This is a genomic window from Rosistilla ulvae, from assembly GCF_007741475.1.
Classification (GTDB): domain Bacteria; phylum Planctomycetota; class Planctomycetia; order Pirellulales; family Pirellulaceae; genus Rosistilla; species Rosistilla ulvae.
In genome coordinates this window covers 80,581-97,657 of record NZ_CP036261.1, presented here as the reverse complement: position 1 = coordinate 97,657, position 17,077 = coordinate 80,581, and the positions used below count along the sequence as shown (strand labels likewise).

Below are 17,077 nucleotides of genomic sequence, written 5' to 3'. Positions count from 1 at the left end.
GCGTTGGATATACCAGCACGAAGCGCTAGCGAGTGATCGAGAGCCAAGCGTCGGTGCCGTAAAAAACACTCGCTTGCGCTTCGTGCTGGTATGGGAACGTTGTTCGCTTTGCAGAAGACCGGTGATTGGCGATCGACATACCTGCACGACGCGCTAGCGAGTGATCGAACGCCAAACGTCGGTGCGGTGGGGTTCACTCGCTTGCGCTTCGTGCTGGTATGGGATCGTGTTGTTACCGGGTTAGGCCGAGCAGTTTTAGCATGTCGGCTGTCGGTTGGTCGAAGGTTTTGATTTGAGTCGGGGTGTCGGGGCGATTCTTGTCGCGAAGGATCACGATCACTTCCTGATTGGAGGCGATTCGTGCCGCGGGGGCGGATGCAGCTGGCGACGTGACGGCGGCTAAACGCGTCGGCGGTTTGGGGACATTGGATCGCGGCGTCGTCGATGCAATTGCTGCGGGAGCTTCATAGAGCGAGGCGAGGTTGACGCGGTCCAGTTGCCACTGGATCGTCCCCGGGCCGGCATAGATCCCGATGTCATCTTCAAAATCGGCGGCGTTGCAGACGCCAACGATTCGGCCCTGGTGATCGAACAATCCGCCGCCGCTGCGGCCGATCGTCGGGGCGCCGGCGATCTCCAGATTTGATGCACCCAGGTGTTGGTTGTATTTGTTAACCGCGGTGATCCGCGTGTCGCGGCGGGTTGGATCGGCACCGCGATCGCAGCCAAAGCTGAACGCGGCGGTCCCCGATGCCGGCAGTTGATCCTTCGAGATCACAGGAACCGGCTGAACCGGAAAGCCCGGCTTGATCGAGACCAAGGCGATGTCGCGAGTCTTCGCTTCGTAATCGATAAGTTGCCCCGGCACGGTGTGGATCTGTCCTTGAATGAACAGCTCGACCTCGATCGGTGCCTTGCCTTGCGAATCGCGGAAGACGTGGCCGCAGGTCAGCACCAACGCCTCTTCCCCATGTGTGTCGATAATTGTTCCAGTCGCAACACCTACCGCTCCCTGTTCGCGAACGCGAATCCGAACCGTTGCAGCTTGAGCGCGTTCGACGGCTTGTGCCAGATCGATGCTGGGCATCGCTTCGCCGGGGATCGCCTGAGACACAGGACTCGCCGCAACGGCGGACAACGGTGTCTGCGGAACTTCCGGTTGAACGTTTCGAGCCCCGGTGTCGCGGATCCGCTGGCCCTGGCGGTTGGCAAGTGCTTGCCGCAGCGTTTGGATCGGTTGTGTCCCTTGCAGGCGAGCGATCTCGCGGCCGCCGGAAAGGACAAGATAGGTTGGGAAACTGGTAACGCGATAGCGTTGAACGAGATGACTTTCGCGAGCAGCGTCGACGCGGCGGATCGCAACGCCTTCGCGCTGCAATTGGCCAACCACAGGTTCCATCGTGACACAAGCGTGACAACCGGGCTGTGTGAACTCGACGAGAACCGAATCGCTGCTGCCGGAAACGCCAGCGGCGAGCAATAAATAGCACAACATGTGCATTGCCAAAGTCCCTCCATGGACGGCTATCAAACGAGCCTAAGTGAACCCCAATGCAAGCATCCATGCTGCCAGGTTCACGGCGCGGGTGAGGTCGAACGAAGTCGGGATAGTGCTGCAGAGCAGCAACTGGAGCAAGTGCAAGTTGCGCTGCGGTAATCGCTCTTGCAATCCGCAACCTGTTGCGGCGCGGTCACTTACGAAATAGCGACCGTTGGCAGAAATTTTGGAATTCGGAAAAGAATCGCTAAAGTCACCCCAGCCTGGTGGATCACCAGACAACGCTAGCAGCGTCGAAGACCGGCCCTTCGACGCAGGTTCGCTTGTAGTCCCATTCGCCATCGGCCTGCCGAACTTTGGCGACACACGAGAAACAGATCCCGATCCCACAAGCCATCGGAGTTTCCAACGAGACGGTGCAGGGAACGCCCGCCGCAGCGCAAACCTCGGCCACTCGCTCCATCATGATTTCGGGACCACAGCAGACGACGCGCGTCGACGCAGCGCGATCGGGCGCGGCCAACAAGGTTGCCAAGCGATCGGGGACCAACGCCTGCGTCCCAAGACTACCGTCATCGGTGCAGAGATCCAGATCGATCCCGGCGGCGGCGAAGTCGTCCAAGCCAGCGGCGAGGCTCGCGCTGCGAACTCCGTACAACAATGTCGCTCGGGCGGCGTAACCGCTGGTCCGCCCCGGAAACGATTCGCGGCCCAAGGCTTCGGATCCCAACGCCAGAAACGGAGTCTGACCGATTCCACCAGCGGCCATGATCAGATGCTCGCACTCGACTGTCGGAAAGCCATTGCCCAGCGGTCCCCAGATGCCGATGTGCTGGCCGATTTGGATGCGAGCCAGACGAGTCGTCAGTTTGCCCTTGGCGATGTAGACGACTTCCAACTCCTCCGGCGGTTGATCGCCATTAGCGACGACGCGGTAGACCGCCAGAGCGCGACCGATCAACGGATCGTTGAATCCGTCCAAGCGGATCATGACAAATTGCCCCGGCACGATCTGACTGGCAATCTCCGGAGCGTGCAACCGCAGGCGGTAGGTCTTTTCGGCGATCAGGTCCGACGCGGTCACAACCGCTCGAAGCGAAGCAGCACAGTCGGCGTAGTGTTGAGCATGGAGCGGGCTGGTCATCGAGCGATCCTCGCGAGTAATGATGCAGTTGCTGGGTGGGATACACCTCCGTCGCCAACAGAGATGTTGCGAAGCAGCGATCCAATCGGAGACGCTGCGGCGGCGGAGATCGTCCGCCGAACGAAAGCTTTGCCACGGCCGGAAAGATCTAACGCCTTTCCTGGCCTATCGGCGTGTTCATATGCCCCGCGGCGTGTTCGTCTGCCTATCGGCGTTTGCGTTTACCGCGGGCTGCGGCACCGCCACGCGTTGCACCCTTCTTGGTCCCGCGACGGCCCGCCGCAGGACGCTTGGGCTTCGCCGGAGGAGCTGCCAGTTCGGGAGCTCCGATCACGGTCCCGCCCAAGCCGCCGGTCGATTCGGACGAAATAATGATATCGCTTGATCCGGGTCGTCGGCCAGCCGGCTTGGCTTGGGCCGCTCGCCCGACGCCCTTCCCTCGGCCAGCTCCCATCTTACCGCCAGCTGACGGCTTGCCAGCAGTGGGTCGGCCCGCAGTAGGTCTTCCGGTCGCGGGGCCGGTTTTTCGAGCGACACCCTTTCGCGCTCCGCCCTTGCGAGGACGCGGCGGTTGGTCGGATTCGGCAGCCGCTTGCGACGCAGCGACTTCATCGCGCAGCTTCTTGACTTCGCGACTGTCTAGCGGCCGATAGGCGCCGGTCGGCAGATCGCCCAGCTTTAATGTTCCGATCGCTGTCCGCTTCAGCTGGACGACTTTATGTCCCAACCGAGCCAGGATCCGGCGGATTTCGCGGTTCTTTCCTTCGCGAAGCACGATCTCCAACTCGGTCGCTTTGCCGCGGGTCCGCTTCACGCTGACGCCATCGACTTGGAACCGTCCCTCGTGGAAGTGGACTCCTTCTCGCATCTGCTTGAGCGTCTCGGCTTGAACCAGTCCCGCCACCGTCACCTGATAGGTCTTCCGAACGCCATGCCGCGGGTGGGCGAGCATTTCCGAAAGGTCGCCATCGTTGGTCATCAAGATCAGACCTTCGCTGTTGCGATCCAATCGACCGACGGGAAAGACGCGTTGGTGTTCGTTGATCAGATCGATCACTCGCGGGCGACCTTGCGGATCGCGGTTGGTCGTGACGATCCCGACAGGTTTGTTGAGCGCGAAGTAGACAAGTTTGGCCGGCCTGATCGAGACGCCGTCGACGCGGATCTTCGACGCGCGCGGATCGACGCGGGTCCCGAGTTCGATGACGGGTTGGCCGTCGATATCGACACGCCCCTCGGTGATCAACTCCTCACACTTCCGCCGGCTGCCAAATCCGGCCGATGCCAACACGCGCTGCAGCCGCACCATGGAGGTCTCGGATTCGCTGGCGACTTTCGTTTGAGGGCTCTTCTTTTTGCGGGGCGGGTTGGGCATCTGGCTCGACTTGATGATGCAGGGCCAATCAGTAATTTGTCTCTGCGCAAATCAGCCGCCACGCGCTAGCGTCCGGTTGTCCGGAGAACCGGACGCTAGCGCGTGCCGGCTGATACCTCAAACTGAAACACTGATCGGTCCCGCTTGATGTTGTAGCGGACGATTCAAACATCAACGATAACGTAAACCCTGATCATTAGAGTAGGGTACGGGCGTATACAAGCTGCCCTTATCGTCCTACTTTTCCCTGCGATCGACCGATTGAGAGGGCTGTGACCGGTCGGACCGGAGCACTGCCGAGGCGGATCAATTGGAAAACCAGGAGCGTTTCTCGCTGTACATCTTATCGCGGACCGGTTCGGCAATCGGTTTCTGATAGTCCCGCGGGCGACCGCCGACAACTTCAGGCCCCAAGTCGTTTTCGGGGTAAGGATCGTGTGCGACCGCTTCAAATCGTTGCTGTTGTGTCGTGCCGGGGGACGTGTTGAACGGCGTCCTATACCCGCGGCAGCCAACCGAAACGAAGCCAATCGCAGCGATGATCGCAAGGGAATATCGCATGGGATGTGCCTTTTGCCAGTAACTGATGGAGAGGGGGAGGGGTGGGAGCATAGGTTTTTCAGCTACCGCCCGCCAATGGCAACTTCACTTGCTAGCAAAGCGTCATGACTGGTGTTAGGGATCGGCACGCCGTCGGCCGCTTCTGCAACAACAGATCCCGGCGGCAGAGGACCGCTACACGCCGCACAATTTAATGCCAGGCGTCCCACCCAAGTCGAGGGCCCCCGCGTGCGTTACGGCATGCCCATGCAGAGGACGACGGTATCGGCGTCGCCTCCCAACAGCTGCACCTGGCCCAGCGACGCGGGCAACAGAACGGTCTGGCCCAGCGGAAGAGGCATCGACTGCCCATCCCGCCAAGCGACAGACGCCCCCCCGGTGACGACTGTCAGGATCCGGAACCGCCCGTCGCCGCCGACTTCGTGTTGCGAACCGCCGCAGTAGCGATCGAGGAAAAACTTATCGCAGCCGACCAATCGCTGGCCGCCGGTCGGCAGCGATTGCGGCTTCTGAAACTCGACAGGCCCGCGGCCGTAATCGGTCACTTCGATCGCTTGGCTGACGTGCAGCGGGCGGCTGTTCCCCGCATCGTCGACGCGGTTCCAGTCGAACAGCCGAAACGTCGTATCGCTCGACTGCTGGATTTCAGCGACCAGCAAACCGCTCCCCAACGCGTGGACCGTCCCGGCGGGGATGAAGACGCAATCGCCAGCCGATGGCTGCAAGGTGTGCAGAACATCTTCGGTGCGTCCGGCGGCGCACGCGGCGCGAAGCTCCTCGGGCCCCACGCCAGCCTTGAGCCCGGCGTAGATCAGACTGCCCGGATCGGCTGCGATGATGTACCAGGCTTCGGTCTTGCCCAGATCGGGCGGCGTCATCTTTTGCGCGTAGGCGTCGTCGGGATGGACTTGGACCGACAGGACGCGGTCGCAGTCGAGGTATTTCAGCAGCAGCGGAAAACGGTCGCAAGCCAGTTCGGCCCCCAGCAGATCGGCGGCGGAAGTGCGGAGCAGATCCGAGAGCGATTGGCCGGCCAGCGGCCCGTCGGCGACGATGCTTTGATCCTCGCCATGGTCGACGATCTCCCAGCTCTCGGCGTACCGCGGAGCATCGCCAATCGGCTTGCCCAACACACTCCCCAACCGACGCGCCCCCCAGATGTATTCACGAAACAGGGGTTGGAAGCGGAGCGGAGCTTGCATCGGTGGCGCCGGGGTGAAAAGGGAGAACGAGTGGGAGCAGCCGAAACTGTCGACGTCGAAGCGATCGCTTCGGATCGCACCAGAGAACAATCGGCGTCGCTATTGTATTGCTTTGTGGAAGGAATCAACTAGACTGAAAAGGCTTTCCGATCCACGCGGCTCAGCCAACGGCAAGGCCTGTGTGGATAACTGGTTTCAAACACCTGGAAAGGCTCCCCCAAATTCTCGCGGTCCAAACAGTCCCAATCTGGTTGATTTGTTTGCTTTCGCCGTGGCTAAAAATCGTCTCATTCATCCACGGCAGAGAGATCCCATGGCCACCCAATTCGCTCGCGCTTCCCGCGACGCAGTTGCCCAACAGGCGAGTCGTTTCCGCTGATTCCACGATCGGTTCCCGGTACGCCGGGACTGCATTTGATGAAATCGCGACGCTGGCGCCCCACATGCCACCGACCTCCTTCCATCCATTCCCTTTCAGTTGTTTGATAGAACCGTGAATCAAGCCAAAGCACAAAACGCACTGAATACCGCCAAAGCGCCCAAAGACGATCTGTTCGAGGGTTCGACGATGACGTTCGGCGAACATCTCGACGAACTCCGAAAATCGCTGCTCAAGGCGGCGATCTGGCTCGCCTTTGGCCTCGCGATCGGACTCTATTTCGCCGACCGAGTCGTCCAGTTTGTGCAGCTGCCGCTGGAACAAGCGATCACGCGGTTCATGGCCGATCAGACGCTGTACAAGATGAACATCGACCCGCACTCCGCAGACGCCAAGCCGATGAAGAAGTGGCTGACCGAAAAGGGGATGATCTACGAAACCGTCTACATGATCGACGAGCAGGCTGTCGAGCAGGAGGAAGCCCAACGCCAAGCGAACGAGAAAAAGGCGAAAGCTGCCGCCGCGAAGACCAAACCAGCAGCCGCTGCAAAAGCGGACACAGCCGACAAGCCCGAGCCAACCGACGCCAAACCGCCGGCGGAGCCAGCCAAACCGACAGCCGACGAGACGGAAGCCAAAGCTGCCGGGGCGACTGGCGGTTCGATGACGACGATCGACGCCCAGGTTCCCGACGCGGTCTTCGAGAACCCCGAAAAGAATCTGAAACCGGTCACGATCTGGCGGCCGGCCGGGGCGGGACTGAGTTCGTTTCAGATGGAAGAGACGTTCATGATCTGGTTGAAAGCGGGGCTTGTGATCGGTGCGATCCTGGGCAGCCCGGGGATCTTCTACCACATCTGGAATTTCGTCGCGGCGGGACTGTACGAACACGAACGCAAATACGTTTACGTTTACATGCCCTTCAGCGTCGTGCTGTTCGTCTCGGGCGTCGTGCTGGCCTTCTTCCTGGTGCTGCAGTATGTGATCGACTTCCTGTTGACGTTTAACGCGTCGCTGAACGTCGACCTAGTGCCGCGGCTGAGCAACTACGTGAACTTCGTGCTGTTGCTGCCGCTAGGATTTGGGATCGCGTTCCAATTGCCGTTGGTGATGTTGTTCCTGCAGCGGATCGGGCTGTTCGAAACCGACGCCTACATCTCCAGCTGGCGGATCGCCGTGTTGGTGATCGCGGTGTTGTCGATGATCCTGACCCCCGCAGACATCTACAGCATGATCGCCCTGATGCTCCCCCTGATCCTGCTCTACTTCCTCGGCATCGGTCTGTGCAAGTTCATGCCCAAGGGACGCGGCATCGGCCGCGAAGGCTACGACCCGGCGTAGCGAGCGCTGGAGTCATCCGGAGGCCGCCGCTGCGCGACGACCTCCGGCTACCATCTGCAGTCCCTGCGGGAGCGTCGTTTGCCACCGAGATCACCGAGCACACAGAGGAAATTAGCCACGCGCCCAATCCTCGGTGGCCTCTGAGCTCTCTGTGGCAAAAATCGCAACAGCAACAGCCACCGAATCCCGACGGGATCGCAGACGGTAGCCGGTGGTTTGAGCGCAGCGAATACCACCGGCTACCGTTCACGTTATCGAGCGCCGCCCCCGACGGGGCGCACATCGATCTGCGATCACTGCGGGACCAGCGCGCGTTGGGGCCGCGGGTTCCGGAGGGCGCCGCTGCGCGACGACCACCGGCTACCATCTGCGAGCACTGCCGGAACGTTCCTCTCGCGAATATCGCGTGCTTCGGGATCGTCGCAAATCCTACTAGATCGCTTCGCTGCCTCGTTCGCCTGTGCGGATTCGCACGCAATCGTCCATCGGCAGGACGAAGACTTTGCCGTCGCCGATCTGCCCCTCTTCGCCGGTTCGCCCGCCCGAGAGGATCGCATCGACTGTCGGCTGCACAAACTCGTCGTTGACGGCGATCTGCAGCTGGACTTTGCGGAGCAGCGTGACGGAGAACTCGTGACCGCGGTAGACGCCGGTCTGACCTTTCTGGCGGCCGAAGCCCTGGCAATCGACAACCGTTAAGCGGAAGACTTCGACCTCGGTCAGCGCTTTCTTAACCGCTTCCAGTTTGTCGGGCTGGATAATGGCAATGATCAGTTTCATCAGACGGGGCTTTCCGGTGGATCGGCGCGATCGAAAGGATTGAGAGACTGCGATGAATCTAGCCAACGATCACACGCCGTGACAACTAGGCTTGATCTTGGAAGGGGCAGCAACCGGCTGCATCGCGAGTCGATCGCTCGTGCTCGCGATCGAGGCACCGGCTCGAAATGGCCAGTACAAAGAGAAGGTAAAAACCCCGGCTCGGGTGGATGAGGCGGACATCCACCGCGAGCCATTGGGGTATCCTCTGGCCCAGGCAAGAGCCGAGAAGATTCAAATAGCGTCCGCGAGCCAGGCTAGCTCACAGCCACTCTTGAGCGAACATCAGCCGGCTGCTGGAGCCAAGCTGTCTGCTGGGTAAGCGTGCATACCGTGCTCGGAGATATCCAAGCCAGCGGTCTCTTCTTCAGCCGAGCAACGCAGAACACCAACAGCTTTGAGGATCAGGAACAGGACCATCATCGTGACAAAGGCCCAAGCACAGATCGAAGCGGTTCCGATCAACTGCACCATGAAGCTTGTCGATCCACCGTCCAAGTGAGTGTTTGGCAGGAATCCGATGGCCATGCAGCCCCAGACTCCACAAGCACCGTGCACGGGGAAGGCACCGACGGGATCGTCGATCTTCAATTTGTCCAAAGCGACGATCGCGGCGACAACAATCACACCCGAAACGGCACCGATAACGATCGCCCACATGTTGGTAAAGCAATCGCAGCAAGCGGTGATGCCGACCAAGCCACCCAACGCACCGTTGAGGCTCATCGAAAGATCGGGCTTGCCGAACATGATCCAGCTGACGATCGTCGCGGTGACAACACCAGCGGCTGCCGAAAGCGTTGTGTTGACGGCGATGAAAGTGGTCGCGTCGATGTCGGCTGCCGATTGGAATGCCAATTGGCTGCCAGGGTTAAATCCGTACCATCCAACCCACAGGATGAAGACACCCAGGGCTGCAAAAGCGATGTTGTGACCAGGCATTGGAACCGATTTTCCGTCGCTCGCGAAACGTCCAAGGCGTGGGCCCAGGATGATCGCACCGGCCAAGCCAGCGAAACCGCCACAAGCGTGGACAACTGCCGATCCGGCGAAGTCTTGGAAAGCCAATCCGCCATCGAATTGGGTCAACCATCCGCCGCCCCATTTCCAGTAGCCGCTGATTGGATAGATGATCCCGGTCAGGATCGCACTGTAGATCAAATAAGCCTTGAATTGCATCCGGCCGGCGACAGCACCCGAAACGATCGTCGCAGCGGTCGCAGCAAAGACGGCTTGGAAGAACCAATCGACATCGGGGCTGAAGGTCTGCCCTTCGCTAGCAGCGTAGATCCCCACGCCACCAAAGTCGAAATAAGGGTTGGGATCTTCTTTGTAGCTGCCCGGATACATCAATCCGAACCCGATCACAAAGAACAACAACGCACCGACCGAAAGGTCCATCACGTTCTTGTAAAGGATGTTGATCGTGTTCTTGGCTGCGTTCAAACCAACTTCGACCATCGCGAAGCCAGCCTGCATGAACAAAACTAAAACAGCACACAAGAACAAGATCGCGTTGTCCAACGCGTAACCAACTTCCGAACCCGCTTCGACTTCTTCTTCAACCACTACCTCTTCTTCGACGGGCGGAGCGTCACTTACGCCGGCAGCCTCAGTGGCTTCCGTGGTCGCCGGTTCCGCATCCTGCGCAAATGCAACCGACGTAAGTGACAGACTCACCCCCAACAACCCAATAGCGATGATCGCAATCGACCATCCTGGAATTCTTCCAACCTGTAACATGAATGATTCTCTTCTGTTTTCTGAGGACTTTTAACGCGAGGAACGGCAGAAACGCTCAGCCGCCTAAACAGTGTTTGCTGATTGCTCCTTGCCACGCTCCGTTGTTTGCCCGGGCCATTGTGGTCTCGACCGGATCGGTGCTAGGTCAGCGAAGGTGTGCTTATTGCAACGGCTATGCCAAAGGCCTTTGCCCACACCCCATCAAACCGCCCAATCACAGCAAAACGCGGGCTCAAACAATTTTCAATTTTCTTCATGAGCGCAGTTTGCCACCGCAAACCAGAGGGGAATGCCTAGAGCTTGGGCATCGGAAGTCGCGAACTTAGGCACGACCGAGGCTGTCCGAACAGCGGGACGAGCCACCGCAATGGGCATCCCGAAACGGCGACGCCCTCCGACTAAACAAGGGCCCCAATTGAAGTCAGCTTCCGGTACGCAAGCCGTTCGGCGCTCGAGGGAACCGGGATAAGGTTGGCGGACGGATGGATCGGCCACCGGGCAAATCGGAATTGGCCTCCATCGGGATCGCGAGCCAGCAGATGCCTACCCGTCGATGTCGCGAAGAGGCGTGTGGAGCTCATACTGACGGCGGTGGTAAGGGGCGGAGAACGCCTTCCAGATCAGCACGCCCTTCGGTCTTCTCCGTCCATCGACGGAGCAGGCTGACCTGTCGACCGCTCGATCGCGACAACGGGCTCAGAAAGAGCCTATCGCGGCGTCTGCCTGGTGCATCGCGGGATGTCGATTGGCAAATGGTGAAGCGTGGCCGTTGCAGAGCTCGGATTGCAATGCTTTCACGGAGTCGGCAAGCAACTATGCTGACAACAGCGACGTGAGCAACCTCGTCCCAATCACCTCACAGAGAGCCCACGGTATGCGTCCAACGCCAGAGCGTCAGTTCGCACCACCGATCCCACCAGGGCAAAGAAAAACGCTGTTCCGCAACCGAGCGGAACAGCGTTTTTAGTAGTTTGACAGATCGAGAAGCTTAACGACGCTTCTTGGCGGTCTTTCGCTTGGCGGGAGCCTTCTTGGCTACGGCTTTCTTGGTGACCTTCTTCGTAGCCTTTTTGACAGGCGCCTTCTTTGCAGCGGCCTTTTTGACGGGCGCCTTCTTCTTGGTTGTCGCCTTCTTCACAGGGGCTTTCTTCGCCGCTGCCTTCTTCACTGGCGCCTTCTTGGCGGTTGCCTTCTTCACTGGCGCCTTCTTGGCGGTCGCCTTCTTCACTGGCGCCTTCTTAGCTGTTGCTTTCTTGGCAGGTGCCTTCTTCGCTACAGCCTTCTTGGTAACCTTCTTCTTGGTCGCTTTTTTCTTTGCCACTGTACTTGCTCCGCTTGGGGAATGCCCGGCGGGATCTTGTGTCGAATAGATCAAACGACACCGGCCACACCCGCCGACGAACGAAACACCGCATGGGTGTCTGCGTCTTGACCGTTCAAGACGCTAAACGCAGTCCACGACTGGCGTTCTGGAGCGTAACTGTACGAACATTGCAAGTTAATGCAACATCTTTTCCACAAAAACCGCTCGCCAAAATCGCACTTTCCAGCGTCCCGCAAGTCGCGGAAATTGCAGTCTCGATAGCCTCGCGACCCACGCTCCGACTCGCTCAATATCGCCTTCGGAAACCGCCGCCACCTAACATTTCGTAATTACTGTACGCTAACGACGCAAACAACAGGGTCATGAACAATCGCCCCGACATGAAGCCCCACAGGGCCATCAACATCGCGCAACCCATCGACAAAACCAAGGCGTGATAGGCAGTGCCGCCAAAAAGCTCAATGATTTCCTTGGCAATCTGCCCCCCATCAAGTGGATAAACCGGAATCAAGTTCAACAGTGCCCACATCACGCTGGGCCAGACCAAAAAATTCACCAAGCCAAACATACCAGGGGAATCGATGGGTTCTCCCCCTGCCAAGCTCGGCACCGTCGCCAGAAACTCGGGCAACAACAGAATTTCAAACCCGCGAGCTTTCGCCAGTCCGATCACGAACGCAGCCAGCGACAATTGGGCCAGCGGGCCAGCGGCGGAGATGAAAATTTTTTCAACTTTAGAGTTCTTTTTTTTGGAAAACCCCGCGCCAAACGTGTTTTGCGGGATCGCTAACCCACCAAAATGATACAGCACGATCGACGAATGCAGCCCACATATTCGCATCGCCAAGGCGTGTCCGAGCTCGTGAATCAAGATCGATACGAAGACCGAAAAGATCCACAACAGCAACAATGGACCCCGGCTGCCCGGAAACAATTGCGACAATTGCGAGACGAGGTCGTAACCGAAAATGAGCGCCATGATCCAGAACCCGATCGAGATCCGAACGGGAAACCCAAGCAGTCCAAAGTTCACGTCGTAAGCTGTCCGTCCCGGCTCGGCTAACATCCCCACACCACCTTTAAGATCTCGATTTCTAAGCACCACAAACCAACGGCCCATCGCTACATGCGATCGCCTCTTCCGCTTCAACGCGAACTATCATCGCTCCCCATGGAGCCCCGAACAACGTGGCTCTTCCAGCCGCCCCGAAATCCACCACGCTGCGACGCCACACAGCGAAATCGCCACAAATACCGGCGAAAAACCTACCCGATCGATCATCATTCCAACAACCGGAGAACAGAGCACCGGCAGTCCCGTGGCGACGCTGATCGCCGCCAGATACGACGGATGCTTGTCGGTCGGGGCGACTTCCAAGGTGTAATTCATAAACAATCGCAACAACACCGGCGTCAGCCCAACCAACACAAACACGATCGGAAACGCCCACGCGATCTCGGTCCAGACCAACCCGATCGCCAACAACGGCGCCGCGGTCACACCGATCAATCCCAATCGCAGCGCGATCCGATTGCCGCGTCGATCGGCTAACGGCCCGACGACCATACTGAACGCGGCGGTCCCCAGATTCTGCACGATCAACCACAACATCAGGCTGCGAAAATCGCCCCCCAGCAATCCGCCGCGGCCAAGCGATTGGTAGTGCGGGAACAACATGATCGTCGAACCAAACAGAGCCGCTGCGATTGCGAGCCGTCGAAAATTGGGGTCGTCGCGAAACGGCAAGACAGCTTCCGCATACCGCGCCCGTATTCCCTGAACCGCTTCGGGCGCTTCGCTGATCACCGCCGGTTCGTCGACGCACCAAGCGATCGCCGCGGCGACAAAAAACGCAATCGACGATGTGGCAAACAACCAATGGAATTCGACTCCTTCAGCCGTTACCCAAGCTGGCATGCAGATCCAAACAGCCCCGACCGCCGCCGTCACGCCAACGACATTTGTCACCAACAGCAAACGACCACGATCTCCCACCGGAATCAACTTGCCCTGCAGCGTATGAAACAGCACCTGCGTCATCCCCGTCGCGACAAAGAAGATCGCGTAGATGGCGATGAAAAAGACCTGCAGCGTGACGGGATGCGCATCCAGCAAGTAGAACCCGACCGCTAGCAACGCAAAACAGATCGCCATCAACACCGTGCAAACGCACAACCAGATCTTCTTCCGCGGAGCCATCTGCATCTGCCCGGCCAACATTAGCGCAGGCAAGCTTTGGCAGACTCGGTTGATCGGCGGCAGCAAGCCGCGCAGCATCCCGCTGCCTCCCAAAAAGTCCAACACCGCCGGCATGATCACGCTCTCGGTCTTGAAGATCCAACCGACTCGCAAGACCACCTGATACAGCATCAATACGATGAAGTTCTTCGACGCCGCGGCGGGCACGCGATCCTCGACGGGCGGTTCCCGATCGGGAACGTCCGCGTCGTCGTTGCTGGCGGGAGAGCTTTCGATGAGCTCGGAGATGACCGATTCCTGGGCTGTGAGAACTGAAATGCAGCGTCGCGGCAGATCGCAACGCGGCGGCGGCACGATGGGCCACCGATCTGCGGAACAACTTGCAGTTTAAACCGCGGCAGCCGAAACGAACAAAGGGGGATCGCTTGCGATGTGTGGCGGTTTGCCACGTACGATCCTTGAATGCGACAGCGATCCGCCGCGAGCGGGCCTAGCCATCGGCCTGCAGCAGCATCCGCAGATAGCTTCGTTTTTCGGGATTCTGCAACCCCAACGATTCGGCAAACGCTTGCACATATTCTTGGGCCCGCCCGATCCCGTCGGCTTCGGCGATGCATTCGATCTCCGCATACGTGCCGACTCGCTGAACATCGTCCAACGTCACCGTCAACTCGCTCGACGGCGCCTCCGGCTGAACCGCAAACGACTCTCGCTGCTTGGCGACCTCGGCCACGCGGCGGAATCCCAGATGAACCAACATCGCTTCGGTGTTCGATCCGTCGACGTCGCCAGCTCCCAACGCCCACTCCAGCTCGATCCGGGTCTTCACCGGACTATCCAGCTTGGCCCCTTTGTAGGTGATCATCGGCTGATCATCGACGCGGCGGATCCGCAGCGCCTCGTGCGTCTCGGCAAAATCGCGGCAGGGATGGTTGTAATATGTATCGCGATGCTGCTGGATCCCCAGCGGCCGCGCGCCGCGATCGATCAATTGCCTGCGAAGCGCCGCCAGATTGGCGACCGGAAATTTCAGTTCGACTTCGTATTGGGACATCGTTGCGCTCGTTGGATTGGTCGGGTGGCGGCAAGCAATCAGTGGATAAACCGCGTGCTGAAGGTAGGTTAACTGACGTTGGTCGCGAACCCGTTACCTTTGAATATTCACAATCCTAGCCGCCGTCGCAATTGGCGGGCACCGGCGGACAGAACGAAGCGGCGACTCAGCAGCTAGATCCCCGAACGCACGATTCAATCATCGTGCTCGTACTCACTCGCGCAACGAAGGAGCCTCGGTCCGTCGCAAGAATTAGCGGCGGGATGTAGTGGACGAGGTTACGAGTCCCAGCGATTTGGTCTGATGCATGCAACAGGACTCGTAGCCTCGTCCACTACGCTTCGTTGAACGGCATTGTGTTTAAGCGAGGACCGTTGTCTCTTAACTGCCGTCCACTAGCGAGGGACCGCGACGCGGATCAGCGGCGCCGGCTTCTTTTCGCTCGTCAGCCAGACAGCATCGTCGTGGCGGTCGAAGCAGATCGCTTCCCCCTGCCGACGCCAAGGCGTCCGCAACAGCGTCGGCGTTTGAGCGAAGGTCGCTTCCCAATCGACCTTCCCGCCACCGGCAACCTGTTTCCGGGGAAAGATCATCGCGTCGACATACGATGCGACCACGATCCGCCCATCGCGCGGATCGATATCCATCGCGGTGATCATCGGCATCGCGATCGTTCCCACGCGCGTCGCCATCACCTTCGCATCCTTCTCCCCCGTCTCCAACGGAACGCTATAAACGTCCGCCGCAAAATTTCTCACCTTGGACGCCAGCAGGATCACCCGCTCCTGCACATCGACAGCCACCGCTTCGCAATCGCGCGGCCCGTCGGGATATTGGATCCGCCAGATCTGATCGACCTTGATCCGCTTGTTCCCCAGCTTCGGTTCGTTCACGCGATAGCAGACGACTTCTTTTCGCCGCCGCCCGTTGTCGCCGACATCGGCGATCAACAGTTGCGGCCGGCCGTCCAACTCATACGACGCGATGTCCTCCCAATCGACGTGTTTGGCGCCGGAGATCTCGACCTCCTGGCGATGACGTCCCTGCTGATCCATCGCAAACAATCGCGGCGAATCGCCCGAATCGTTATGCGTCCACAAGATCCCCTCGTGCCGCCACGACGCCGCCACCCCACTGCTCTCCCCCACATCCTTGCACTCGATCGTGCACTGCGTGCTTTCGATCGCCGCTTCGTCCGCGGCGGGACCAGACGCGGCGACTCCGATGCCGACAACCACCAACAGCAGCATCGCCGACAACAGACCGACAGTTCCTTGACTAGAAAATTTCATCGACACGTTCACCTGTTCGTTGATTCATCCTGCCGCAGCAGCCGTTGTTTCAGTTCCGTCACCATCGCCGCCGGCGACTCGCTCCGCGTGATCGCTCCCGCCACGGCGACGCGTGAAAATCCCGCTTCGATCACGTATGCCAGGTTCTCCGCCCCGATCCCGCCGATCGCAAACGCGGGCAGCGTAGTCGTTGCCGCCGCATCGCGCAAGAAATCGGTTCCCGGAAACGCTTCGAACGACTTCGTCCCCGACGGGAACGTCGGTCCGCAACCTATGTAGTCCGCTCCGTCGGAAACCGCTTGCTCGACCTGAGCCACGCAGTGCGTCGACACGCCCAACAATCTTTCCGGACCGATGATCTGACGAACAACCGTGGCTGGCAGTTCGTCTTGGCCAACGTGCACGCCGTCGGCATGCACCGCCGCCGCGATGTCGGGGCGATCGTTGACGATGAACAGACAGCGGCTGGGCCTCAGCGTCGCCGCTGCCGCCGCGGCGTGTTCATATAGTTCGCGATCGTTCAATCGCTTATCGCGCAACTGGATCAAATCCGCTCCCGCCTCCGCAAGCTCTGCGATCGTGACGGTCATCGCTTCGATCGAATCGCCGCCGTCGACCAGCACATACAACTGGCAGTCGGCCAACCGATCGCGCCGTTGACTCAATTGTTCCAGCGTCGCAAACAGCGTGTACGAGCGGTAGCGGCAGGCTTCGAACGCGCGGCCGATCCCGCTGTCGACAATCTTGCCGTACTCCTCCAGGCAACGCAGCGATTGTTGAACGCGAGCCGCAGCGGCGATCGCCACCGCTAACGCGTCGACGCGCTCGGTTTCGGTAGGCGTTTCGATCGCGGTGCCGACATCGCCGGGCGTGTCGCGAGCGGCCAACAGCTGCAAGCGCGGCATGCCCTCCGCCGCGGTAGCTGTCTGATGGCGCAGCTGTTTCAACTGTTCAGACAACTGCGGATCGCCGAGCACAAACCGCGCGTACTCCTCGATCGTCCGCAGCCCTTCGCTGGCCCGATTCAACGACGCGTCCAAGATCCGCCAGACGCCGCTGGGCGTCGATTCCTTTCCATCCATCCCTTTATGCTCCCATACCGATGCGATCGCTTCGGTCTTTTCCCTGCCTGAAAACCCGCACCT

The 17,077-nt window shown here is 59.6% G+C and carries 14 protein-coding genes; 1 reads left to right on the top strand and 13 read right to left on the bottom strand.

Features of this window, described 5'->3' with window-relative positions; translation table 11 throughout:
• Positions 1-232 precede the first annotated feature (232 nt).
• The 5 genes from EC9_RS00390 to EC9_RS00370 all read right to left on the bottom strand — a co-directional run bounded on the left by EC9_RS00390 (position 233) and on the right by EC9_RS00370 (position 5,780).
• Positions 233-1,501, bottom strand: a complete 1,269-nt coding sequence (locus tag EC9_RS00390) for a trypsin-like peptidase domain-containing protein (RefSeq protein ID WP_145341395.1) — start codon at positions 1,499-1,501, stop codon at positions 233-235.
• Between the two features lie 268 nt (positions 1,502-1,769).
• The gene (locus tag EC9_RS00385; RefSeq protein WP_145341393.1) at positions 1,770-2,642 is read right to left on the bottom strand and encodes a dihydroorotate dehydrogenase electron transfer subunit; all 873 of its coding nucleotides are present in this window, start codon (positions 2,640-2,642) and stop codon (positions 1,770-1,772) included.
• A 205-nt stretch (positions 2,643-2,847) separates the two neighbouring features.
• Positions 2,848-4,017, bottom strand: coding sequence for a pseudouridine synthase (locus tag EC9_RS00380; RefSeq protein WP_145341391.1), 1,170 nt, complete (start codon positions 4,015-4,017; stop codon positions 2,848-2,850).
• Positions 4,018-4,323: 306 nt separating this feature from the next.
• A complete protein-coding gene (locus tag EC9_RS00375; protein ID WP_145341389.1) occupies positions 4,324-4,578 on the bottom strand; it encodes a membrane or secreted protein in 255 nt (84 codons plus the stop codon).
• A gap of 233 nt (positions 4,579-4,811) precedes the next feature.
• Positions 4,812-5,780 carry a type I phosphomannose isomerase catalytic subunit gene (locus EC9_RS00370; protein WP_145341387.1) on the bottom strand — a complete coding sequence of 323 codons (969 nt, stop codon included), beginning with the start codon at positions 5,778-5,780 and terminating at the stop codon, positions 4,812-4,814.
• A 568-nt stretch (positions 5,781-6,348) separates the two neighbouring features.
• Here EC9_RS00370 and tatC point away from each other — a divergent pair.
• The gene (gene tatC / locus EC9_RS00365; protein WP_145348937.1) at positions 6,349-7,500 is read left to right on the top strand and encodes a twin-arginine translocase subunit TatC; all 1,152 of its coding nucleotides are present in this window, start codon (positions 6,349-6,351) and stop codon (positions 7,498-7,500) included.
• A 432-nt stretch (positions 7,501-7,932) separates the two neighbouring features.
• Here the strand turns inward: tatC and EC9_RS00360 are convergent, their stop codons facing one another.
• From EC9_RS00360 to EC9_RS00325, 8 genes are all read right to left on the bottom strand, one after another.
• Positions 7,933-8,280: a P-II family nitrogen regulator gene (locus tag EC9_RS00360; RefSeq protein WP_145341385.1), complete on the bottom strand. Its 348-nt coding sequence runs from the start codon at positions 8,278-8,280 to the stop codon at positions 7,933-7,935.
• Positions 8,281-8,604: 324 nt separating this feature from the next.
• A complete protein-coding gene (locus EC9_RS00355; RefSeq protein ID WP_246105895.1) occupies positions 8,605-10,062 on the bottom strand; it encodes an ammonium transporter in 1,458 nt (485 codons plus the stop codon).
• A 988-nt stretch (positions 10,063-11,050) separates the two neighbouring features.
• A complete protein-coding gene (locus EC9_RS00350) occupies positions 11,051-11,383 on the bottom strand; it encodes a hypothetical protein (protein ID WP_218934478.1) in 333 nt (110 codons plus the stop codon).
• Between the two features lie 289 nt (positions 11,384-11,672).
• Positions 11,673-12,452 carry a metalloprotease gene (locus tag EC9_RS00345; protein WP_218934477.1) on the bottom strand — a complete coding sequence of 260 codons (780 nt, stop codon included), beginning with the start codon at positions 12,450-12,452 and terminating at the stop codon, positions 11,673-11,675.
• Between the two features lie 93 nt (positions 12,453-12,545).
• Positions 12,546-13,940, bottom strand: a complete 1,395-nt coding sequence (locus tag EC9_RS00340; RefSeq protein ID WP_145341382.1) for an MFS transporter — start codon at positions 13,938-13,940, stop codon at positions 12,546-12,548.
• A 136-nt stretch (positions 13,941-14,076) separates the two neighbouring features.
• On the bottom strand, positions 14,077-14,640 hold the full coding sequence (gene cyaB, locus EC9_RS00335) for a class IV adenylate cyclase (protein ID WP_145341380.1): 564 nt from the start codon (positions 14,638-14,640) through the stop codon (positions 14,077-14,079).
• Positions 14,641-15,035: 395 nt separating this feature from the next.
• The gene (locus EC9_RS00330; protein ID WP_145341379.1) at positions 15,036-15,932 is read right to left on the bottom strand and encodes a hypothetical protein; all 897 of its coding nucleotides are present in this window, start codon (positions 15,930-15,932) and stop codon (positions 15,036-15,038) included.
• 8 nt (positions 15,933-15,940) lie between these two features.
• Positions 15,941-17,014 carry a thiamine phosphate synthase gene (locus EC9_RS00325; protein ID WP_145341377.1) on the bottom strand — a complete coding sequence of 358 codons (1,074 nt, stop codon included), beginning with the start codon at positions 17,012-17,014 and terminating at the stop codon, positions 15,941-15,943.
• Between the last annotated feature and the right edge of the window lie 63 nt (positions 17,015-17,077).